We start from the raw sequence: 21,686 nt of genomic DNA on the forward strand, positions 1-21,686 counted from the left end.
AAATTATTTGTTTACAGTATTGATGCACATTAACTGATAATGCAAATTTTTAAATCAATTAAGTTCCGCTTTACTGTATTGTTAATAAATTCACAATCTAAATAAAACTGGCGTGAACTGCGATCAACCGTAAGCGTCTGGGCAGCTACACCTATCGTTTAAAATTCCAAGGTAACAAGCTGTCGATATCCGGTGCTGGTTTGCACAGTTCATTAAGGCAAGCCATTTACCTTTGCGGTTTCCACAATGCTGTAAAGTGTTGCACTAGTATAAGCACCATTTGCCGTGTGGCTAAATAACCTATTTTTCGGCCTATCACAAACGGTTTTACCGCTCGCTCTGCACGATTATTATCAATACTTAGTCTGCCATCATTAACATAACGAATGAGCTTGTCTCATTGATTAGCCAAGTAATTAGCTGCCTCTATCAGCTTAGTATTACCCACCAAATTTAGCTGATGCTGTTCAAGCCAAGTTTTTAACTTGATAAGAATAGGCAGGCTAGCCTCTTGTCTGGCGATGTACTTTTCATCAGTACTTTTATCTTTAACGCGTGACTTAACTGCGTACAGTTTTTGGATAAGGCTTAATACCACATCGGCTTTGCCGGTTTTATTCAGTTTCCCTTGGTAATCACACTAATACAGTTGAGTTATGTTAACGTTGAGCGTTCAATTTATGGCGTTTATCAATTAAACCAGCAATTATCGAAACAGCAATTTCAAATGGGGTTTTACTGCCAATTTGCAATCCGATAGGCGCATAGATTTTATCAATTTGAGCATCAGTTAATTCACCAATACGCTGCAATCGCTCAAAACTCAAATACCTGTATGCGATTACGTCCACCACGTTTAGCTTGATACAGCGCGATATCTGCGTTTTTTATGTGGGATTCCAAATGAATATCGCTGCTGGGTATTTGAATTAAACCTAGGCTAACGGTAATGGATAAATTGAGTTGCTTATTGATGCTAAAGCTCGTTTCTTTAACACCGGTTCGAAACTGTTCAAACTTAACTAAGCTGTTATTTATATCTGACTTTTGCATCAATACGATAAACTCTTCTCCACCAAAACGACAGATAAGATCGCTATCTCTGAAGAATTTCTTTAGCAGGTTTGCTAATTGAGTCAGTACTATATCTCCCACGTCATGACCATGAGTGTCGTTAATGTTTTTGAAATAATCAATGTCGATAAGTGCAAGTGTATGAAAGGAAAAATTTTTATCAGCAAAAGTATTAGTTACTGCTTGCTCAAAGCCACGTCGATTGAGTAATCCAGTAAGCGGGTCTTCTAACGCGAGATGAGTAAGATTTTCGACTTTTATGACTTCATTGGTGACATCACGTTCAACCGCGGCAAAGTAGGTGATTTGTCCTAAGCTATTTTTCAGCGGGAATATATTTATATCAAGCCAATAGGGCACGCCAGTTTTAGTGTAGTTAACTATGGTCTCTCTAATACCGTGACTGTTCCTAAGGGCGTCTCTAATTCTTGAGCGAGTGTCTTTGTCTGTATTTGGGCCTTGTAAAAAACGCGGCGTCTTGCCAATGGCCTCATCAGGCTCGTAGCCGGTAAGTTTTGTAAAAGCAGCATTGACGTATACAATTTGCGGATCATCGGTATTGGCTTTAGTAATAATGATGATATCGTTAGCATTAGCGACGACTGCTTCGAGTGGCACTGCAACTTTTCTACTGGTGATATCAATAAAACTGGAAATGATGTATTTGATTGTGCCATCTTGGTTAAATTTTGGGGATGTATTGCAAAGTATCCAAGTAATGTCGCCGGAAGATTTATCAACAAACCCAACTTCGACATTAAAAATCGGTTGTTTAGTGCGGATAACGATGTTGACAGGATAGTCTTCAAATGCCAGAGCATTACCTTTACCACATAAAAAATGCCATTTAGGATTAAGAACATCTTTATTAAGCACTTGGTTTTCTGTAACCCTCAAAATCTCCAAAGCGCGGGGATTGGCATAAATAATTTCAGTTGTTGCACTATGAATCACAACCCCTTCAAATAGTGATTCAACTATCTCAAAAGGGGATAAAGGATTATTTTCCATTTATTTGTCTCTTATTTATGACCATAAATAATTGTAGGCCAAAAATAAATTAATACTAAACTCTATACCCAAGCTTAGGGCGTGTTGAACTTTCGTGATGACTTTTGAGCAGCATGGTAAAGAATTATAATTTGTTTCGACAAAATAAACTGTAACTCCATACCATGCCGAGACTAATGCTAACTGATAAGCGGAGACAAAAGCTGCTTTAAGCGATGAAGGACACTGTCCGCATTTATAAAAAATCTGAACATAGGATGACCTTTGAAGGAATTCTTTACCGCTTGCGAACTGGTATTCCATGGCGTGATCTACCAACAGAGTTTGGGGACTGGAGCAAGGTTTATCGCCTCTTTAACCCGTGGTCAAAAAATGGCCTGTTAGATATATTATTCAAAGAGTTATCAAAACTTTCCAATTATGACTGGGTATTTGCAGACGGCTCAATAGTCAAAGCTCATCAGCATAGCGCTGGAGCTGCGACCCAAGATAATGAATGTATTGGAAAGAGTCGTGGCGGTAACTCAACGAAAATTCATCTGGTCGTGGATAGTGGTGGATTACCAATCTATTTCGAGCTATCAGAAGGCCAGAAAAATGATATTGCTCGTGCCGAAAGTCTTGTAGGAAGTGAACATATTTATCGCTGATAAAGGCTATGACAGCGACGCGTTAAGGGCATATGTTGACTCTAAAGGTGGTGAGACGATTATACCAAAGCGAAATTATGGACAAGATATCGACAAAGAAAGCATGGTTTGTTGTCTCTACAAGTATCGATATTTGGTTGAGAATGCTTTCGCAAGGATTAAGCATTTCCAAACAATATCAACGAGATATGATAAGTTAGTAAGAAAATACGCCAGTATGGTATCACTGGCGTTTACTATAATGTGGCTGCCGATGTATTGCTAAGTAAAATGTGGAGGCTAGAGATACCTCCGGCTACCCGGATTACGCGATTCTTCACGTTCACGAGCTCTCACGCGCCCTGTCTTTTTTTTTCGTACATTGCGGCATCAGCCTCCGCAATCATTTCTTCTAACGATTGCTCTGTATCAAAAGAGAAGCTCGCTACACCGGCACTGTATTCTATAAGGTAAGGTTTATTAATGCCCTTATTCATTATGTCTATTGCTGTTCTAAAGCGCTCCAGGGTGATCGTAATTTTTTCATCACTGGTATCTGTCAGCATAACAACAAACTCATCCCCACCGAGTCTGCCAATCACATCGCTCTCACGGAAAACGCTGCGCATCACTTCTGCAAACTGCTTTAATGCAAAATCACCCTCGTGGTGACCGAAATTATCATTAATCGGTTTGAATTTATTAAGATCAAATAAAATAACTGACGTCGGCATTTTCTTGCGTCGGCAGACCTTTTGGACATGTTCAGCCAATGTCAGGAATCCTCTCCGGTTCGATATCAAGGTTAATTCATCCAGTGTTGACAGTTGAATTGACCTGATTTCTTGCTCAATCATGGCACCCAAATCGTTTAATAGCTGCTTATCCTCTTCATTCAGATGCTTCGGTTTCGAGTCAATTAAACATAATGTCCCTAGATTTATACCTTGTCTCAACTTTAAAGGGTAACCCGCATAAAAACGGATATTAGGCGCATCGGTAACTAGAGGGTTATCAGAAAACCGCACATCCTCAATCGCATTGGGAATAATGAATAAGCCATCCTGATTGATAGCATGACCACAAAAGGATATATCACGAGGTGTTTCAGTTGCATCTAAACCTTGTTTGGATTTAAACCACTGCCTATCGTCATCAACGAGGCTAACCAGTGACATTTCCACCCCAAACATACGCTTGGCCATTCGAGTGACACGATCAAAGCGTTCTTCATGTGACGTATCGAGGATTTGGAGCGTTCTTAAGGCATGAAGTCTCTCTGCTTCATTGTCCGGGAATTCAGGCTTAATCATATCTACACCTATTTTGAAATTTACTTAATTGTAGAGTGTTTTTACAATGTAGTGGCATAACGTTTTAGTATTTATGAGTTACGCTTGCGCTGTTTGCAAGGCATAAATCGCTTGCTGGACTTGGCCGATGCCACATCCAAATTAATCAATATGATTTATGCTATAAGAATTTGCTTTATATCGGTAGTGGTATTTTGTACAACCTTTCAGCTAATTGTATGTTCTGATTGTACCTTTCAAGGTCGATTTTGTTGGTTTTCATCTTTTTTCATTGTTCTATTAATACCTTATTTACTGGTTTCTCACTATTAGGTTATGGGGTGTCGCCCCACCTAATTTAAAACTAGCTACCCCTGTTTTTATTGCTGACACACCCTCACTTATTCTGACTATCCAGACAAGGTTAACTACGCTTCACGCGCCAACACTATTAGCATTGGCACCAGTCCCACAAACTTCAACCGCCCAGTGCACACTTGGGGCAGGACTAGTGACCTAATGTGTCAGTGGTTACTGCTGGGATGTCTTTCACTTTACTTTTCAGTTGAGCTCTAATTTGGACGAGCTTTTTACGCCGACAACTGTTGGATTAAAAGCAAGCTAATGTTGGATTAAAAGCAAGCTAACTGCAAACCATACTTTTCATTAAACACGCTGCTGACGCTTTTGATTTTTTCACATGCTTGCATGTGGCTGTTGGGTTCAAAGGGGTACTCCCCTTGCCCGTAGCACCTATCACATCTCTTGGGGAACCCAAAAGTGGGATAGGTGCGTACCGGGTTACTATGTCATCCCACTTTTCAAGTGGGTTAATATTTTTCGCAGTCTAGACTGCGGTGACAAGCTTTTTCGCACTCGTAGAGTGCGGTTTTTATAAGAAAATAAACCACTCGATAATAGTGCTAAATGCCCTCTGATTCGCTTCAGCGCAATAATAAGGTTGTCTCCCCTTTTATTGCTGTTTAAACGGCTTAAACGCCAATTCAGTCATTATTTACGCTTAGATAGCTCAACAATGACCACGGGTTGTTCATACTTTTTTTTGTCGTTATACCGTTTTTTAGTGATATAACACTTTCAAATACAATATTACTACCAGATTTGACGCTGTTACTGCCAGCTCTGACACTGTTATTGCCAGATTTGACACTGTTACTGTCAGATTTGACACTGTTACTGCCAGATTTGACGCTGTTACTGCCAGCTTTGACACTGTTACTGCCAGCTTTGACACTGTTATTGTCAATATTGATTAGTAAAGCCTAAAAGATGTGTATTTGGGTTTGATGTTGTGACGGTTAAAAAAGAGGTTGAGGCTGAATTATATGGTAACCACATATAATTCGAAAATGGCTCTCTGCAAAGACTAATCAAATAGCTAGACATAACAGATTAATTTACCCAAACACCTGCGAGAGGCGACGCTGTGCGCCATAACAAAAAGCAGAGGAATATTGTCACTGATACTTTTGCTGAGCTGAAATAAAGCACGCAAAAGGCTTATTGGCACAGATGGGCGCAATAAGCCTTTTTGACAAGCTTTGAGGGGTAACGTCAGCTATCTTCGTTTTATTGATAAGGGTTGCTAGGGCTATTATTCGTTAGCTTTTTATTTTTCTTGATTAATGCCGCCTCTAGTTCATTATCACCGAGCGCTTTAGCCATACCGATAGAAATATCACGATAGACAGGTGATAACTTATCGTCGAATACATCTATAACAAGATTAAAATAGTATTTTGCTTTGCTGCTATCTTTACTGCCAAAACGCATCATGAGTTTTGATATCATCTGCTGTATCGGCTGTATAGCCTGATTGGTAAGCTCTTTTAGACGCGCTAATACTGCCTGTCTTTTGCCGATTTCCTCACCAAGCTCAATGACCTCCTTCTGTTTTTCCGCGGCCACTTGAATTAGCTTATTAACTTCAGCATATTTGCTTTCGATTTCAACATCTAACTGGTCTCTCACAGACGCCTGCTCGCGAATAAACGTCTGAGCTTCTTGAATATGAGCACCTATGTTATCGCGCTTAACGAGCAATTGTTTATACTCATTTTGTAATCCCCATGTTTTTTGTTGCCAATCAAGATTTTGCTGCTGCAGTTCTTTGTTTTCATAGTGTAATTTAGCCAGTGTTTGCTCGCCATTTTCGATGCGTTCAGTCATCGATTGACATTGCTCTTCCAGTTCGATGGCCTGCTTTTGAAACTCTTCAATTACGCGATTATAATAGTTAAATTCTCGTTGATGCTTGGGTAGTCGGGCATCAGCTCTCATTTTCTTTCTCAACTCAGAATTACGCTCGGATGCCGGCGAAAGCTCGAGATGTAAACCATTTTTGTGAAATAAATTTGCATTGATAAATTCATAGAACATCTGCTGCATATAACTATAAACTTCACTTGCTTGGATGTAGAGCAGCCTGCCTGACTCAGGAAGGCAGTCAGCAGCATCCCCGCGTTTTATCAAAAACTCATTCACACGTTTAATTTGCGACACTCGTAAATCATATTTGCCCGTTATGCTATTTTGAGCACTTAGAAAGACATGAACATGGCCGCCCGTTTTTTCTGTCGGTAGACGTTCATCATGATGCAACACCATGAGCTTTATGGGATATTCCGGAAAAAAGGTTTTCAAATACAACTTCATCGCGTTCATCATCTCGACATGACTTATCTCATCTTCGCTAATGCCGTATTTGATGGGGATTTTAAGCAGTATCTCTTGAATATTAGTTGAGTTTAATGTTTTGGGTTTACCAATAAGTGCGTTATGTGAGCTGATAAATTTGTTCAGTTGTTTTAGTTTTTGATTTTTCCTCGGGAATTCAAACTGATTAAATTCAGCACTCATCTCTTTTGCATCAATATAGTCCGTGGACGCTATGCACCTTCCGACTAACTCAGCGATTTGAGGTGGCAGACTACCATTCACAAGCCATTGTTTTAACTTGCTTTTAGATTTTGCTTTGTCTTGACTTTGTTTTTCATATAAGCCGGGGGTTTTTGCTGTCTCTCCCAGCACTTCTTGTAATATTTGTATTCGCTGCTCTTGCGATATTGAATTCAGTGGCACAATCCCCTCTTTTGTATCGATTAAATTGTCATCCGATAATGATGCATTCCACTCTGCTTGCAATTCATTTCTTGTTCTAAAGTATTTTTGCATTTTGTCCAAGTACGGCACCCCTGAAATTGAGGGACCATTTAGACGCAGTGAATGAATAAGTGATGACTTGGCCGTTCGGCGGCCTTTTATGTTATAAGAAAAGTTTAGGCATCCGAAAAAAGCTCTAATAATCTTCATCTTGCACCCTCCCCCGTCAGACGGCTCAAGCAGCAGACCCACACACTGCATCAACAATTTTGGATGTTGCTGTAGAAAAGCTTTTAACTGCTCTGGAGTGAGCGCGATGTCATTACCTGGCGCAGAAGGTGGCGATTGAACCGCTTTGTTGTCGTTATTGACACGACGAAAGACACTTGAAAATTGCTCAGCGACGGCGGCAATATGGTCAGGCGCATCTTGACTCATCCAGCGACCATAATGAATATCTATCATTGCCGTGCTGGTGTGCCCAAGCTGCTTTGCTATCCATTCTTTCGAGATGCCCGCTGTGAGCGCTTGACTTGCAAAGGTGTGCCTTAATTGGCCCGCGCCTCGGTGAGCGACACCTGCAATCTTGAGCAAGGGCGTAAAGAAGGTTTTGTTGAATTGTTTTGCGTGAAGAAACGGTTTGTTCGTTTTGCTGTTGTAAAAAACGGGTGAAAGCCGTTCAATTTTTTTCGTTTTATTATCAGCTTGCAACACCGCAATGTTAACTGCTTTTTTGTGACCGGTTATCGAATGTTGCTGCGTTAATAGCGCAATCGCTGGCTCGCATAATTCAACTTTGCGAACCGAACCAGCTGTTTTGGGCGTCTTATAAATGTTATCAACTAGCGCGATTTTTATATGCAGCAACGACTTTGCTAAATCCACCGACTCCCAGTTTAATGCCAGTAATTCGCTAATGCGCAATCCGGTTAATACGCCCAACTGATATAAGTTTTTGCCACTTTCACATTCAGTCTTTGCTTGACTCATTAACGCTAATTCACTGAGAGTGAAAGGCTGTGGCTCTTCGTGAAACACTTTCAGATTGCTAATGTTTGTCATGGGGTTATTACTAATCACCCCATCACGTTCTGCACAGTGAAACACTGCTCGCAGAATGATTAAAAACTCATTGATGGTTTTGTTGGCGTATCGTTTATTTAGCGTCTGAATAAGCTTCAGTACATCACTGTGCGTGACTAAGGCAATATCACGATGACCAATTAACTTAGATAGTGTAGCGGCTTTGCTGCGTTCAGAGCGCAAGGTAGAGGGTGCGGTTTTGATTGGTCTAAAGGCGAGGTTTACTTCGATGTAGTGATTAACTGTTTGAGTCATTATCCCCTATTCTGCTGCTTTTATTTAGCCAGCTTTATTCTTGGTGATAATAATACGCCTTATGAAGAAAAATACAAGTGTTATTCAAATAAACTATTGATTTAAAAGTATATTACTGAGGTTCAATTTTGACAAGCTTTTTGAAAAGCGCACAAAGTATGAGTAGTGTACCAAGGGTTTGCTAGGCGGATTCTGGCCGAAAATTATCTTAATGCACACACAGTTTTGGACAAAAATGCGTTAGAGCCGAATGGCTGCTATTTTGCTATTTTCGGTCGCTTACAAAATTCTTTGTATTTGAACTTAAAGTGAAAAAGCAGCCGTTCAATAACACCCAGCCAACCTTGAGTTCTCGTTTTACTTTTCACAATAACATTTTGTAAATGTTTGCAGTGATTGTAAACAAAGCATTCTAGACTAAAATATCTCACTTATAATTTATTTTTGAATCTGATGCGGTTACTTCCCATAACTAATAGCCATAGACACGTTCCCAATTCCCCTATAGAAGCAGGCTTAGAAACGAAGCTAGGTATCGGGATTTCAGGAAAAAGCATGTTCTTTAGAAAAATTATCAAATACCCAAAACAGCCTAACATCAGACAAACCCCTAGGAATTTTGGAATATGACCAGATTTAAATACAAGATAGCCAAATGGTAATAACCATAACCCCCAAAATATTTGAACTACCGAAATGCCATTGTTATATGATTTGAGTGACAACATAACTTTAGCCTGAATGGTTTGCATCTCGAAATGACTGAGATATGCAGCGTTGCTGGTCAAAGTTAATACATCAAGTTTATGCACCATATTAAAAAGAGAAATTGGCACACTAACGGAAGAAAGTAAAACCATCATGATTGCAATTTCCCTGTTAATTTCGTGAAAAAGTTTATACAGCACAAACGGTAATATTAGGTAAATAATATAACTGAAAATACCGACGACAATACCAGACCTAAACAACAATTCATTATTTGAGATGTTCTCAATGGTTGAAGATACATCTTTCATGTCTATTAGTTGCGAGGGCACATAGAGCAAGTTATAAATTCCAGTTATGACAAGCAGTAAGTAAATAAAACCAGCGAGTCGGGCTGTTGTATTTTTAGACATATGGTTTACTCCTAAAATATTCTGTCTCATGTACTCAAACACCTAGTTTTTAAGTTGACTTTGAACCATAACTGGCTGATTAGATAAAGGCTGCAAAGGTGTGACTAGCATATTCATAGTTGAAAAATTTGTTTTGTTTTAGCAGCCTTTGTTGCATTCTCTATTAGCTTTGCTCCGGCAATTGCTTTTTGCGTCTCCAAGGCTCAATCGGCTGTTTGAAATATCTCCACCAGACGTAATTCCATGGAATACAGATCGCAATTAAGCAAATGCCAATTAAAGAGCCTTTTACACTGACGATTGTTGGAATTTCCTCACCTATTAACCAAGGTGGAAGCGCTACGACCAAAAGCCAAATGCCTTTCCAAACGATTTCATAAATCATTAATGGAAGAAATGCCAAAGGACGGAACATGCCACCAATTGCAAATAAGGCAAGGGCAAACAACATTGAATGGCCAAGTCCTCGCCAACGTGTCCATTCAGACGCACCCTCAAAAATATAAAGCAATTGATTTTTCCCCAGAACAAACACCATTCCAGCGAAAAATAATCTAAGCCCCCATATTTTCCAAAGTGGCACTATTGGCGCACCATTTTCTATTTCAATATCAATAACTGATTTACTATTCATAACTAACCTCAATTTCATAATTCACCGCTATGGTGCCATCTATAAGGCTTTCATAAGCGTCTAATTTGAAAATCGATACACGAAAAAGGCAATAAACTAGAAGGATTTAAAAAAGAGGAGAGTTTATTTATAATTAACGAACAATGTGTATGGAGTATAAAGTTGGAATTATTAAATTTTGCGCAATTATTAGTTGTTTTTGTCAGCCTAACTTTTGCTGTCATTCATTTTCAACTCAGAGAAAAGCACCTTTTTCATATCGTCTTTGCAATTTTTTGCGCCTCTACTGCCATGTACGTCGCATATAAATTAACCGGCAACTATTGGAGTCCTTATCATCATTTAATCGGTATGTTTGGCATTTTTACCTCAAGTGGATATTGGTTATTTGCGCGCGCATTTTTTCGAAAAAGTAACCCCATCAATCACCATCATCTTCTATTTGTTGGGTTACTCTCATCATGCTTAATACTTTGGCACTTGATACAGTTTTTAGGAAAAATTTGGCTCACAAATTCTGAGTGGATTTCAGCGTTAGCAACCGTTTTAACTGAGCTAATTGATATCTTGTACCCTGGTATGCTCATTCTTATTTTTTGGGAAGGCTATCGAGTACTTAATAACACGACAGCAACTCAGCGAAAAATAGCGACCATTTATCTGTCCTCGTTTGTTTTTTGTGTCTTCAGCGTTATGTTAATAGGAGCAACTCTGCCATCAGGCTTTATGGATGGAGCAGTACAAGATTGGCTTTCGGCATTCGCATTTTTAGTAATACTAACTAGCACCCATAGTTTAATTCGTTTTCGCCAACATCTGCTTGAACAGAAAAGCAACTCGACACCATCCGATGACGAAGAGAAGTTATTGGCTGCTCGCATTCAGGTATTACTGGTTGAGGAAAAACTTTTTTTGGAATCGAATTTACGTGTCGCTGATATAGCTCGCGAGTTAGACGTTCCAGAATATCGCATAAGAGCTGTCATGCTTAACCAATTCAATGCAAAAAACTTTAACCACTATGTAAATCAAATGCGGATTGAGCATGCAAAAACGATATTAAAAGCACCTGACAAACAAGACTGGCCTGTACTTGTTGTTGGTATCGAAAGCGGTTTTGCGTCTGCCGCGCCCTTTACAAGAGCATTTAAAGAATTTACTGGTTGCACTCCGGGGCAATACAGAAAGCAACAATCTTCAAATTAAAGGATTATTTAGTTGGTGATTAACCTAATTCCTTCGAACAAATAGTTGGAGCTGAATGTAAGTCAGTTGACGGTTTTTTAGAACTTTTAAGCTAACTTACTTTGGGGCAGAAATGAGTTACAAATATCAACTTTTACACGAAAATTCAGACACTAGCGACAATAAAAGTAACCACTCGCATCCACAGCAATCATTAAGGCTGGCAGGGCTAATCAAACTTCAATTAGTTTAGCCCTGGATTTTTGACTTATATCAGTATCAGTTAAAACTTTTCTAAATAACTCGTCAGAATCTTTGATTTAAACATAGACATTTGTAACTCTGAGACCGGTATATAGCGTTCATTTTGATTTAAATCTATTTTTCCTAGAGTAAGCTCTAAGTCAGTATTAATATAGAATGGATCTACTGCAGCTTTGACTGTTCCATCAGGATTAGAGTTATCAAAACTGTCAAGCAACTGAGTCGACTTTTTATAGACGTAACTTCCTGGTACTGCTGTGTCTAGTCGTTTTGCATACTCTACCAACTTAGGCTCTGCCAGCATAAACATATATGCAAGATTCGATTGCGACTTAGTGACTCGTATAATCCTGCCCAAAATCTGCCTAAAATAAAGTTCGGTGGTGACATCAGTAAGATTACAGCACACTTGTAATCTTGGTATGTCGGTTCCTTCGCTTATCATGGCAATACTGATGATCCATTCTGATACCCCATTTTTAAAGTGATTAATTAACTCTGGAGAATCATCCTGTCGACAAGAAACAAGAGTGGATGTTTTGTTAAAATGTCCATTTAAAATGGCTTGGATTTGTAAGGCATGTTGATAAGAGGATGCTACGATTAAACCGCCTGCATTTGGTGCATTCATTCGCAGTTTATCAAGCTTGCTTATGCTTTCAGATAGCAAGTGTTTGATGACCTCTGGGTGCTTTATAATGGCTTGGTAACTAATATTACCTTCTTCAATTAAAGTCTCTAAATTATGGTAAGTACTTAACTGATCATGGTTTTTTACTACCACTTGTTCAATATCAATCGCCGTTATTTGCGGCATTCTGCAGACATTATCTCTAATAGCCTCTGTAATATCATATGAAAAATCACAGATAATATTCCCATCAGGATCAGTATATTTTGCAAACGGTATTGGAAGAGTATCTGTGCGCCAAGGGGTGCCCGTTAACGACAAAGTGTAAGTTGCTAAGTTTTGAATAGTCGCAAGAATTTGCATTCCCCAAGCATTAGCGGGTGAATCACCATCCCCTGCGCAATGATGAATTTCATCGAATATAACTAAGACTCTGCTGTTACTTAAATCATTAATCAAGTCAGTAGTGTTTATAAGAGAATGATATGTTCTTGATATCCCTAAAGCGCCCAACCTTCCGTTGAATTTTCGATGTAATACTTGTTCAAAAGTGTGTTCAATGCTTTGACAGACTATACGAGAAGGTGAAAAGCAAACAATAAAATCAATTTTGTCATTATCGATAAGCCCTTTACCAATATACCCAGCTGTAATGGTTTTCCCTGCACCTGGTGATGCAAGTAAAAGATAGCTAGATTGATGCTTATAAGCTTCTATTGCATGCTGTACACACTGTTTTTGCCACTCCCTTAACATGTCATACTTTCCTTAGCCTCTGTTGCTTTAATGATTTTTTTGATCGCATTGAGACGACCATACAAATCTGCAGCGCTGTCCCGAGAGGACTCTAGAAGTGGCAGTATTTCTTTATGATTTTGAGGGTATTTTTGTAAATATCCCTGATAAGTCTCTATTTCACCTAATATTAACTTTAATTCTGAGTTTGTTTTCAACTCCTGATTACGCAAGTCTTTTGATATTGAATTCTTGCATAAGGACACTTCAGTTTTTTTGGATTCAATAACGGCATTTATAGAAGTTAAAAGCGTATCGGTGATTAAATAGGCTCTATTAGGGCTCTCACCTGTAGCAATGATGAGGTTTTCTTTAGTCAAAACATGAATGTTTCTAGCGATAAAACCTGTTGCTTGCTCATTTGTAAGTAATAGGTTTTTTTCTGCTAATTCTATGAATTTCTTACGACTAATTGGGTTCTCTTGTACTTTTTTAAGTAGTTCTTTGAATTTTAGATTCAAAGAAATTGATTCGCTTGACATGTTTCGATCTCAAAAATATAAAAACTTAGGATTGCTAAGTATACATAAATAAGTAAAACTTAGACAATCTAAGTACGAGAGATTTTTATGATGACAATAAATTGTATAACAGCCCAATCCCCGAACGCCTCAAACTGGCTCGGAAAAAACTTGGTATTTCACAAAAAGAACTTGGAATAAGAGTCGGTATGGATGAGAGTTCAGCCAGTGGCCGCATGAATCACTACGAAAAAGGTCGACATGTTCCAGATATTCAATCGTTAAAAAAAATGGCGAATGAGTTGAATGTGCCGTTGAATTACTTTTTTTGTGAAGATGACCAAAGTGCGGAATTAGCTATTGTTATTGCATCACTAAGTGATGATGAAAAAAGCTTACTATTAAAAACACTCAAACAGGGCTCAGGTGAATAGTTGAGCCCTGTTAAGTTCGCACATTTAATCACCCGATCATCAAATATCATATTCAATTTTTTCTAGATATTTCAGTAATATGTTGGAACAGTGATGAGATTAAGCAATTTACTTTGTTGGTATCGCTGTTGATATAGGCTCAGAAGAGCCTATATCAACATGCCAATTTATTAAAAATACTGGCAGCTTGTTGCGAAGTGCCGTCGCCGCATTTGTAAATGCTCACAATATTGAGTTAGTTCTTGCTGCGAACCCACAGGTCCATTGAGTAGCTGGCCAAAATCAGTTGTCAGTTTTAGCCCGTTGCCTTGATTGATGTGGGTGGCACTTATTTTTTCTTAGGCCACTGTTGTCTTGTGCGGTGTATAATAGTTATCTAAAAATGATTACAATTAGAATACTTTTAGTAACCTAGCCCAAGCATGAGTTGAAATGACTCATACGATAGGCTCCAAAGACAGATTTCATGATGAGTTTTTCTGAGGCCAAAGTCGGCTTACTTTTATCGTCACAATTCAAAGCCAACACATTTTAGGGGCAATTTCATTTTAAGTGCTTTAATCAATGTCGGACCTTTCACCGCATTTCATATTTGTTAAATTCGTTGAGCGACTACTGAGTATATGTGCCAGAAAGTTGGAGAACCATTTGATAACTTGCCAGAAACTCTATGCTCAGTGAACTTTAATATGTTAAAACCGTCAAATAGAGCTTTAAGTGCATGTTCCTGAAAAACTAGGACATCTGGCCAATATGCACCTTTATTTATATCACCACTTGCCATAGAATCTTCTGGTCCGAGAAATGATCCGCAAAAAATGCCATTTTGCACAAGTGCGCCAGAAATATTGGCCCAAACATTGTCGAAATCCTCTTGTCGACAGAAGAATAGGCTAGCATCAGCGTTTATTAGAGATGCAGAAGGATAGTTAAAAGAGGTAAAGCTATCTTTTGTAAGAATCACTTTATCGTCTACTCCAAATCTTTCCTCACATATAGAAATAGCTTGAGATTCGATGTCAAAAGCGTAAACAGTAAATCCTTGTTTGCGTAAATACAAAATATCTGAGCCAGCGCCACAACCACAGTCGATGGCAACGCTTGCATGCTTCATCTTGCTTACTGCAAAAACAAGATCGTCCCGAGTATCACGATTTTTAGTGTTTTGGAAATAGGCAAATATTTGGTCGGTTGTCATCTAGGAATCCATGCAACAATAAGTAGTTAAAAATGCTTGAGCATTATTGGTGAAGCACGAACTTAATCAAGCTATTTTAGTCAACTAATTTTAACTTATTGTATATAAATGGAAACTATTAAACTCTAATTCCAATTTTGGAAGCGGGTAGCTTTTCCAATTCGGCAAGCAAAGATTTACAGACATTACTAAAATTTGGTCAAAGTTGAATGAAGTTGGCCGAGAGTCTCGAAACTGATTTGTAGCAAGACCTTGTTAGCTTTGCCCTGTTATGTCCTCAAATTTAATCACCCGATCATCAAATATCATATTCAATTTTTTCAAGGTATTGCAGTAATGCTTTAACCTGAACATCTTTGCCATAGCGGCCGTAGGTGATGTTTGGGTTACTGTGCCCTACCAATTGCGCGACAATATGCTCACTGACATCTAATTTCTTCATTTCATCTATAAATGTGTGTCTAAAACCGTATGAAGTCGGACGTTGATTCGACTTCATCCCTATTTGGCTTTGCAGTTTAGCTAACTGTTTACAATAGGTTTTTGACCAATCTTCATTGCCCCCGACTGGCTTATAATCAAATAACTGGGGTTGGCATTGTCGTTGTGTGACAAATTCAATGAAGCCTTGCGCTATCAGTTTGGGATGAATGGGCGTAGTTCGTTTAGCATTAGGTTTTTAAGGCGCTGGTTATCACCGCTATCATCAATGTTAATGCAATAAATGCCGTCCATTAGCTTAATATTACTAGGTCTAAGCTGACACGCCTCTGATGGCCTTAAACCACCATAAAGCATCAATCGGGTGACCCACTTAAAATCGGGTGTTGAAGCGTTAAATTCAGCTGAGTGTAAAAGCCTTTTTAATTCGCTCGCATCCCAACGGTCTCTTTCTTGGTTGGCTTTCACTTTGGGCTTTTGCCCTACTGTCACGTTTTCAAAAGGATTTTGATTGCAGTAGTTCATTAACTGACACCATTTAAAAAACTGAAAGACAGCCGCTAAATATTCTTTATTGCTTTTGTAGCTTCTGCCTTGCGTGAGTAGCTCATCACGGTACTTCATCGCATCGGCAGAGGTGATGTCGTTAGTGCAAATTGCTTGGGTATTTTTTGATGACCGGTTAGCTATTATTGGCAATAGCTCAATGAAGTGGCGGGTTCGCTGTGAGAGTTGTTTAATCGACAGTGGCCTAATGCCTGATTTCTGTTTTGAAACAACAAATTCGACTAATGCTTCATCAAGGGTAACAGCAGGCATTGCTTGGACTATAGCCGTGGTTTCTCGGTGTTCATACAGCTTTGTTTCTCTGATGGGGATTTTGTGCCCCTTCGCTTGCGCAGTGCTGGCTGAATTGTTGTTATCAAACTCAGCACGTATCTCGTTTATCACTTCATCGACGTAACGAATAAAGTCATTGATACGGGTTTTGTGGTCTATTGAATTAATGATTCTTTTCAGTGTGCCAGCAACATCAATGTTACGAATGACCGCCTCTGCTCTGTCAGAGGTTAATAGCGACACTTTAACATCAAAAGGAAAGCCTTTATCACGGAGTGACTTGGCTAAACAGATACGTGTGAAATACACGTTATTGGGGGCTCGATAAAGGTACATTGTCTGAGTCAATCCTCTTGGAAAGCCTCTCTAACGCCAAAAACAAAAAAAGCCGTTGATAATCAACGGCTTCTTTCGTATTTAATATGGCGGAGGGATAGGGATTTGAACCCTAGAACGGGGTAAACCGTTGCCGGTTTTCAAGACCGGTGCATTCGACCACTCTGCCATCCCTCCGAACGCCGCGAATAATATGACAACCAGATTAACCTGTAAAGCCCTATTTAAAAAATAATTACTCGGCTGACGATTTAAAAGTCAAATTGTTTAGTCTTTAAACTTTCTTAACGCAACGCTTGCAGGATCTGGCATAACAAATGACTGCCTTAATGCCGACCATGATTTAAAACCACTTGCATATAAAGCACAAAATACCATTACTGCTGACACTAAAATACCAAAACCAATTGCTTGTTCACCTGCTGACGCAAAAGCTGCAACAATACTTGATGCGCCAAATGCAATCGAGATTTGAATAAAGTTTTGTAAACCAGCAGCTTTGGCTGCATCATTTTTAAATGTTTGCAGGGCATTGTTCACAACAATTGGGTATATTGCGCCGTTAGCAGCAGCCAAAAATGCAAACACAATTAATAATGGGTAGATACTGGTCATTTTAACAGCTAAGGTCATCACTGAGATAAGCAGTGCGCTGGCAAAAAATAATCCTAATTGAATTCTTAATGCCTTGGCGCTACCAAAACGGTTAATTAATAATTTGCCACCATAACCGCCTAAAATAAACATAATCGTCTGCGGAATAAAGCTTAAGCCGATTGCAGTTGCATCATAACCAAACTTGTCCATCACTGCTGGCCATAAAGTCAAATATGAGAAAAATGCACCCGAACATGCGGCAAATATCATCACATTGCCCACATAAAATGGATTGCTGAGCATTTGACGAAAGCTCATTGATTTCGCTTCTTCTGTCGAGTTTGCTGTTATGTTTAATTTGCAAGCCTTGCTTGGATTATCCGCTTTTACAAACACTTGAGTTAACAACACAAGTACAGCACCTAAAATGGCTAAACAGATAAAAATACTCTGCCAGCCCCAACTAGATAAAAAGAATGCACCAATCAAAGGGGCTACAGCTGGAGACAAAGCCACTAACGGCATGATGTTGGATAACACTTTTTGTGATTCATCAGCATCGTACTTTTCAATCACTAATGCTTGCCAAATTACACTGGCACTACAAACCCCAATCGCTTGAAAGAAGCGCCCAATATTCATCACCATAATAGATTCGCTTACGGCAATTAAAGCAGTTGCCGCAACAAAAACGCCTAAACCAAACAGAAGTGAGTTACGTTTACCCCACTTTTCCACTAATGCACCGTATAACAATTGTCCCATAGCCAATCCAGCAAGGAATATTGTAAGTGACATAGCCACTTCACTGGTCGATGCATCAAATGAGCTTTCAATTGATTTAAATGCAGGCAAATACATATCTGTTGCAATAAAACACAACATACTTAGTACTGTTAGATAGAGGAAAAAGCCAAATTTGCTTATAATACTTGGCGTAAATGATTGATTAGTCATAATCGACACTCAGTTAATTGAAATTAAGCGGCATTTTAATTATTAGTTTGGCTGGCGTGAAACGTTATATTTTGCATACTGCCTTCAAAATAAATCACAGCAAGGATCCTTATATGCTATCGGAACAAACTCTGAATATGATTGATATCGTAGCTCGACTTGGCAGCTTCACGGCCGCTGCGAATGAATTACACAAAGTGCCTTCAGCTGTGAGCTATGCCGTTAAGCAAGTCGAGTCTGACATTGGGGTGGTGTTATTTGAACGTCATCATCGCTCAGTTACCCTCACTGAACCTGGTGAGCACTTCTTGCAGCACGCCCGGGAATTACTGAGGCAAATGGATGAGTTAAAGCGCGAAACTCAGCGGGTTGCTAATGGCTGGAAACCAACGTTATCAATTGCTTTAGACAACATTGTTAGAGCCGACAGGATTAGTTCACTTATTGCCGATTTTTATCGCCACTTTGATGATGTGGAACTTATTATCAGAATTGAGGTCTTTAATGGTGTATGGGAATCATTAGCCAGTGGCCGCAGTATGATTGCAATTGGCGCTACAACTGCGATTCCTGTTGGGGGTGTTTATCAATATCGAGACATGAAGGACATTGAATGGGCATTCTTAGTCAGTAAAAACCACCCTCTAGCGGAAATAGATCGAGCATTGACTGACGAGGAATTAAAACAATATCCAGCAATTTGTCTTGAAGATACCTCTAGGGAAATTCCTAAACGGACAACTTGGCTTTTGGACAACCAACGTCGTTTAGTGGTGCCAGATTGGATTCGAGCAATCAATTGCTTTCGAGCAGGTCTTGGCATTGGCTATATGCCAATCCATTTAGCCGAGCCTTTTATTGCCAGCGGTATGTTAATTGAAAAAACGTTAGTTAATCCAAAACCCACAAGCCCGTGTTGTTTAGCATGGGCTCAAGATAAAATGTCACCTGCACTTCAATGGGTATTAGATTACTTAGGTGATACTGAAAAATTACATAGAGAATGGCTAGCATAAAACATGTATAGATGGCTTTAACCTCAGCCATAGCTAGGTTATGATGGTTAACGCTACAAATATCAGTCAATAGCTGTGCTAAAACATTGTAAAAACAGTTATTAAAATGGAGAGCAATATGAGTCAAGTTTCCACAATTTCACCCAGCTTAACGACAACCGAAGTCAACAAGCTGCTTAAAAACACCTATATGTTATTGTCGATGACATTAGCTTTTGCCGCCGTTTGTGCTGGTTTAGCAATGGCATTACATATTAGTCCTATGATGTCATTAGGCCTGTCTCTAGGTAGTTTAGTCTTATTATTTGTGACCTTGAAAAAAGCAGATAGTGCTGCAGGAATTTTTTGGGTTTTTGCCTTCACTGGTATGCAAGGTGCTTCATTAGGCTACATTTTAAATCATTATGTTGGTATGGCTAATGGCCCATCCATAATTATGCAAGCCTTTGGTTTAACATCAATTATTTTCGTTTCCTTATCTGCTTATGCATTAACCACTAAAAAAGATTTCTCTTTTATGGGCGGTTTCTTATTTGCAGGTCTGCTGGTGATGATTGGTGCTGCCATTATTAATATTTTTGTTGGTAGCTCTGTATTATTTATGGCAATGAATGCAGGTATTGCATTACTAATGACCGGTTTTATTTTATATGATACAAGTCGCATCGTTAATGGTGGCGAGACGAACTATATTCGCGCAACCGTCTCATTATTCTTAGATTTCTTAAACCTATTTATGAGCCTATTACATTTATTAGGTATGGGTAACGACGATTAATCGTCATTGTGAGAGTTTTACGCTAAAATGGCCCTATTAATAGGGTCATTTTTTTTATAATGAGTAAATTCATCGTTCAAGTTAATGGGCCAGCTTATGGCTCTACCGCCAGTTATCGGGCCATTCAATTTTGTCATGCTGCCATTGCTGCAGGCCATCAAATTATACGGGTGTTCTTTTATCAAGATGGAGTGCTAAATAGTAACACGCTTAACTGCCCTGCTTCTGATGAACATGATATACATAAAATGTGGCAGGATTTATCTAATAAACATCAGATTCAGCTAACTAACTGTGTTTCAGCGGCTTTACGTCGTGGTGTATTGTCACCTCAAGATGCGACTGAAAACGGTAAACCACAATGGAACAGCAGTGCAGAATTCACTATGGGTGGTTTAGGTGAGTTAGTCATTGGTATTGAAAAAGCTGATCGTTTCATCAGCTTTTAAGGTCTGTATACGATGAAAAAAATATATATTTTATTCAGGCATAGCCCATATGGCAGCACGACTAATCGCGAAGGAATTGATTTAGCACTACTTAGTGCCAGTTTTGAGCAACAAGTCAGTTTAGTTTTTTGTAACGAGGCATTGTTGCACTTATTACCTAACCAACAGCCTGAAAAAGTTGGCTCTAAAGATTATATTTCCGTGTTTAAAGCTTTTGAGCTTTATGAAATTGAAACCGTTTTAGCCTGTCAAGATTCAATGAATTTACTTGGTTTGACCGCTAATGATTTAGCCATTGAAGCAAACATTGTTAATGCAAAAGTGATTGCAGAGCAATTACAAGATGCCGATGAGGTTTTAGTATTTTGATTTTACATCACATTCAAACATCTGCCACATCAGACAATGCACTCAGCACCTGTTTACGTTACATACAAGCAGCTGACAGCATTTTACTGGCTGATGACGCCATCAATGCCTTGTTATACCAACACTTACGCCAACAGCTTATGCAATACCAAGTGTTTGTTTTGCAAGATGATGTGCAAGCAAGAGGTTTGCAAGAAAAGATCGACAGTCTAAGCCAAGTGCAAGTTACTATTATTGATTATAATGAGTTTGTCGCTCAGTCATTACAGCACTCAAAGGTAATTACATGGTAAACGCGTTCGAATTTCAGTTTGATTTTAATGGGGTTAGCATTGAAACAGACAAACAAGGTTATTTAAAAAAGGTTTATGATTGGTGTGAGGAAATGGCGCCCATAATTGCTGCTACTGAAAATATTGAGTTGACTGAGCAACATTGGGAAGTGATTCATTTTGTGCGTAATTTCTATTTGGAATATAAAACCAGTCCCGCTATACGCGTATTAGTTAAAGCCATAGGTCAAAGCCTTGGTGCTGATAAAGGTAATTCTAAATACCTTTACACTCTGTTTCCTGTTGGACCTGCTAAACAAGCGACTAAAATTGCAGGTTTACCTAAACCGGCCAAATGCCTATAGCACATGATAATTTAAAAACAAAAAAGCCTTGTTGAGATAATCAACAAGGCTTTTATTATTTTGGTAAAGCGTTTTC

Annotated in this window: 20 protein-coding genes, 1 tRNA gene and 3 pseudogenes; 9 read left to right on the forward strand and 15 right to left on the reverse strand. The window is 39.0% G+C overall.

What is annotated here, in order from left to right; translation table 11 throughout:
- Positions 1 to 151: 151 nt before the first annotated feature.
- From HBH39_RS09400 to HBH39_RS09410, 3 genes and pseudogenes are all read right to left on the reverse strand, one after another.
- Positions 152 to 631: pseudogene (locus HBH39_RS09400) on the reverse strand (IS66 family transposase); the annotation flags it as partial.
- Between the two features lie 28 nt (positions 632 to 659).
- The gene (locus tag HBH39_RS09405) at positions 660 to 827 is read right to left on the reverse strand and encodes an XdhC family protein (protein ID WP_208764143.1); all 168 of its coding nucleotides are present in this window, start codon (positions 825 to 827) and stop codon (positions 660 to 662) included.
- Positions 817 to 2,085, reverse strand: coding sequence for a sensor domain-containing diguanylate cyclase (locus tag HBH39_RS09410; protein ID WP_167677666.1), 1,269 nt, complete (start codon positions 2,083 to 2,085; stop codon positions 817 to 819). Before HBH39_RS09410 ends, HBH39_RS09405 begins: the two co-directional genes overlap by 11 nt.
- A 215-nt stretch (positions 2,086 to 2,300) precedes the next feature.
- On the opposite strand from HBH39_RS09410, the pseudogene HBH39_RS09415 reads away from it, so the two are divergent.
- Positions 2,301 to 3,000, forward strand: a pseudogene (locus tag HBH39_RS09415) (IS5 family transposase).
- Between the two features lie 67 nt (positions 3,001 to 3,067).
- Here the strand turns inward: HBH39_RS09415 and HBH39_RS09420 are convergent.
- The 4 genes from HBH39_RS09420 to HBH39_RS09435 form a co-directional block, all read right to left on the reverse strand.
- Positions 3,068 to 4,027, reverse strand: coding sequence for a sensor domain-containing diguanylate cyclase (locus HBH39_RS09420; protein ID WP_167677668.1), 960 nt, complete (start codon positions 4,025 to 4,027; stop codon positions 3,068 to 3,070).
- A 1,569-nt stretch (positions 4,028 to 5,596) separates the two neighbouring features.
- Positions 5,597 to 8,467, reverse strand: coding sequence for a tyrosine-type recombinase/integrase (locus tag HBH39_RS09425; RefSeq protein WP_167677670.1), 2,871 nt, complete (start codon positions 8,465 to 8,467; stop codon positions 5,597 to 5,599).
- 431 nt (positions 8,468 to 8,898) lie between these two features.
- Complete coding sequence (locus HBH39_RS09430) at positions 8,899 to 9,588, reverse strand: DUF4386 domain-containing protein (protein ID WP_167677672.1); 690 nt, start codon at positions 9,586 to 9,588, stop codon at positions 8,899 to 8,901.
- A 163-nt stretch (positions 9,589 to 9,751) separates the two neighbouring features.
- Entirely contained in the window at positions 9,752 to 10,222 is a 471-nt protein-coding gene (locus HBH39_RS09435; protein ID WP_167677674.1) for a hypothetical protein, read from the reverse strand.
- Between the two features lie 162 nt (positions 10,223 to 10,384).
- Here HBH39_RS09435 and HBH39_RS09440 point away from each other — a divergent pair, with 162 nt between their 5' ends.
- Complete coding sequence (locus HBH39_RS09440) at positions 10,385 to 11,428, forward strand: helix-turn-helix domain-containing protein (protein WP_167677676.1); 1,044 nt, start codon at positions 10,385 to 10,387, stop codon at positions 11,426 to 11,428.
- Positions 11,429 to 11,690: 262 nt separating this feature from the next.
- Here HBH39_RS09440 and HBH39_RS09445 read toward each other — a convergent pair whose 3' ends face one another.
- Both HBH39_RS09445 and HBH39_RS09450 read right to left on the reverse strand, forming a co-directional pair.
- Positions 11,691 to 13,058, reverse strand: coding sequence for a DEAD/DEAH box helicase (locus HBH39_RS09445; protein WP_167677678.1), 1,368 nt, complete (start codon positions 13,056 to 13,058; stop codon positions 11,691 to 11,693).
- The gene (locus HBH39_RS09450; RefSeq protein WP_167677680.1) at positions 13,052 to 13,579 is read right to left on the reverse strand and encodes a hypothetical protein; all 528 of its coding nucleotides are present in this window, start codon (positions 13,577 to 13,579) and stop codon (positions 13,052 to 13,054) included. The genes HBH39_RS09445 and HBH39_RS09450 overlap by 7 nt, the downstream gene beginning before the upstream one ends.
- A gap of 101 nt (positions 13,580 to 13,680) precedes the next feature.
- Here HBH39_RS09450 and HBH39_RS09455 point away from each other — a divergent pair, with 101 nt between their 5' ends.
- On the forward strand, positions 13,681 to 13,992 hold the full coding sequence (locus HBH39_RS09455; protein ID WP_167677682.1) for a helix-turn-helix domain-containing protein: 312 nt from the start codon (positions 13,681 to 13,683) through the stop codon (positions 13,990 to 13,992).
- A 170-nt stretch (positions 13,993 to 14,162) separates the two neighbouring features.
- On the opposite strand, the pseudogene HBH39_RS19775 reads toward HBH39_RS09455, so the two are convergent.
- The 6 genes and pseudogenes from HBH39_RS19775 to punC form a co-directional block, all read right to left on the reverse strand.
- Positions 14,163 to 14,300: pseudogene (locus HBH39_RS19775) on the reverse strand (transposase); the annotation flags it as partial.
- A 287-nt stretch (positions 14,301 to 14,587) separates the two neighbouring features.
- Positions 14,588 to 15,190 (reverse strand): methyltransferase domain-containing protein, encoded by a 603-nt coding sequence (locus tag HBH39_RS09460; RefSeq protein ID WP_167677684.1) that lies wholly within the window; start codon positions 15,188 to 15,190, stop codon positions 14,588 to 14,590.
- A 298-nt stretch (positions 15,191 to 15,488) separates the two neighbouring features.
- Positions 15,489 to 15,689, reverse strand: a complete 201-nt coding sequence (locus tag HBH39_RS09465) for a hypothetical protein (RefSeq protein WP_167677686.1) — start codon at positions 15,687 to 15,689, stop codon at positions 15,489 to 15,491.
- Positions 15,690 to 15,826: 137 nt separating this feature from the next.
- Entirely contained in the window at positions 15,827 to 16,807 is a 981-nt protein-coding gene (locus HBH39_RS09470) for a tyrosine-type recombinase/integrase (RefSeq protein WP_167677688.1), read from the reverse strand.
- Between the two features lie 87 nt (positions 16,808 to 16,894).
- Positions 16,895 to 16,984: transfer RNA gene (locus HBH39_RS09475), tRNA-Ser, on the reverse strand.
- Between the two features lie 90 nt (positions 16,985 to 17,074).
- Complete coding sequence (punC, locus tag HBH39_RS09480; RefSeq protein ID WP_167677690.1) at positions 17,075 to 18,361, reverse strand: purine nucleoside transporter PunC; 1,287 nt, start codon at positions 18,359 to 18,361, stop codon at positions 17,075 to 17,077.
- 113 nt (positions 18,362 to 18,474) lie between these two features.
- Here punC and punR point away from each other — a divergent pair, with 113 nt between their 5' ends.
- The 6 genes from punR to HBH39_RS09510 all read left to right on the forward strand — a co-directional run bounded on the left by punR (position 18,475) and on the right by HBH39_RS09510 (position 21,610).
- Positions 18,475 to 19,377, forward strand: coding sequence for a DNA-binding transcriptional activator PunR (gene punR / locus HBH39_RS09485; protein WP_167677692.1), 903 nt, complete (start codon positions 18,475 to 18,477; stop codon positions 19,375 to 19,377).
- 118 nt (positions 19,378 to 19,495) lie between these two features.
- A complete protein-coding gene (locus tag HBH39_RS09490) occupies positions 19,496 to 20,155 on the forward strand; it encodes a Bax inhibitor-1/YccA family protein (protein WP_167677694.1) in 660 nt (219 codons plus the stop codon).
- 59 nt (positions 20,156 to 20,214) lie between these two features.
- A complete protein-coding gene (gene tusD / locus HBH39_RS09495) occupies positions 20,215 to 20,604 on the forward strand; it encodes a sulfurtransferase complex subunit TusD (protein WP_167677696.1) in 390 nt (129 codons plus the stop codon).
- Between the two features lie 12 nt (positions 20,605 to 20,616).
- Complete coding sequence (tusC, locus tag HBH39_RS09500; protein WP_167677698.1) at positions 20,617 to 20,973, forward strand: sulfurtransferase complex subunit TusC; 357 nt, start codon at positions 20,617 to 20,619, stop codon at positions 20,971 to 20,973.
- On the forward strand, positions 20,970 to 21,266 hold the full coding sequence (tusB, locus tag HBH39_RS09505) for a sulfurtransferase complex subunit TusB (protein ID WP_167677700.1): 297 nt from the start codon (positions 20,970 to 20,972) through the stop codon (positions 21,264 to 21,266). The genes tusC and tusB overlap by 4 nt, the downstream gene beginning before the upstream one ends.
- Complete coding sequence (locus HBH39_RS09510) at positions 21,260 to 21,610, forward strand: TusE/DsrC/DsvC family sulfur relay protein (protein WP_167677702.1); 351 nt, start codon at positions 21,260 to 21,262, stop codon at positions 21,608 to 21,610. Before tusB ends, HBH39_RS09510 begins: the two co-directional genes overlap by 7 nt.
- Positions 21,611 to 21,686: the final 76 nt, after the last annotated feature.

Origin of the sequence: Shewanella aestuarii (assembly GCF_011765625.1) — a bacterium.
Classification (GTDB): domain Bacteria; phylum Pseudomonadota; class Gammaproteobacteria; order Enterobacterales; family Shewanellaceae; genus Shewanella; species Shewanella aestuarii_A.

What these genes read in the sequence shown, in the direction of transcription:
- HBH39_RS09410 (WP_167677666.1), bottom strand. Translation starts at nt 2,085, where the DNA reads ATGGAAAATAATCCTTTATCCCCTTTTGAGATAGTTGAATCACTATTT.
- HBH39_RS09420 (WP_167677668.1), bottom strand. Translation starts at nt 4,027, where the DNA reads ATGATTAAGCCTGAATTCCCGGACAATGAAGCAGAGAGACTTCATGCC.
- HBH39_RS09425 (WP_167677670.1), bottom strand. Translation starts at nt 8,467, where the DNA reads ATGACTCAAACAGTTAATCACTACATCGAAGTAAACCTCGCCTTTAGA.
- HBH39_RS09430 (WP_167677672.1), bottom strand. Translation starts at nt 9,588, where the DNA reads ATGTCTAAAAATACAACAGCCCGACTCGCTGGTTTTATTTACTTACTG.
- HBH39_RS09435 (WP_167677674.1), bottom strand. Translation starts at nt 10,222, where the DNA reads ATGAATAGTAAATCAGTTATTGATATTGAAATAGAAAATGGTGCGCCA.
- HBH39_RS09445 (WP_167677678.1), bottom strand. Translation starts at nt 13,058, where the DNA reads ATGTTAAGGGAGTGGCAAAAACAGTGTGTACAGCATGCAATAGAAGCT.
- HBH39_RS09450 (WP_167677680.1), bottom strand. Translation starts at nt 13,579, where the DNA reads ATGTCAAGCGAATCAATTTCTTTGAATCTAAAATTCAAAGAACTACTT.
- HBH39_RS09460 (WP_167677684.1), bottom strand. Translation starts at nt 15,190, where the DNA reads ATGACAACCGACCAAATATTTGCCTATTTCCAAAACACTAAAAATCGT.
- HBH39_RS09465 (WP_167677686.1), bottom strand. Translation starts at nt 15,689, where the DNA reads ATGAAGTCGAATCAACGTCCGACTTCATACGGTTTTAGACACACATTT.
- HBH39_RS09470 (WP_167677688.1), bottom strand. Translation starts at nt 16,807, where the DNA reads ATGTACCTTTATCGAGCCCCCAATAACGTGTATTTCACACGTATCTGT.
- punC (WP_167677690.1), bottom strand. Translation starts at nt 18,361, where the DNA reads ATGACTAATCAATCATTTACGCCAAGTATTATAAGCAAATTTGGCTTT.
- punR (WP_167677692.1), top strand. Translation starts at nt 18,475, where the DNA reads ATGCTATCGGAACAAACTCTGAATATGATTGATATCGTAGCTCGACTT.
- HBH39_RS09490 (WP_167677694.1), top strand. Translation starts at nt 19,496, where the DNA reads ATGAGTCAAGTTTCCACAATTTCACCCAGCTTAACGACAACCGAAGTC.
- tusD (WP_167677696.1), top strand. Translation starts at nt 20,215, where the DNA reads ATGAGTAAATTCATCGTTCAAGTTAATGGGCCAGCTTATGGCTCTACC.
- tusC (WP_167677698.1), top strand. Translation starts at nt 20,617, where the DNA reads ATGAAAAAAATATATATTTTATTCAGGCATAGCCCATATGGCAGCACG.
- HBH39_RS09510 (WP_167677702.1), top strand. Translation starts at nt 21,260, where the DNA reads ATGGTAAACGCGTTCGAATTTCAGTTTGATTTTAATGGGGTTAGCATT.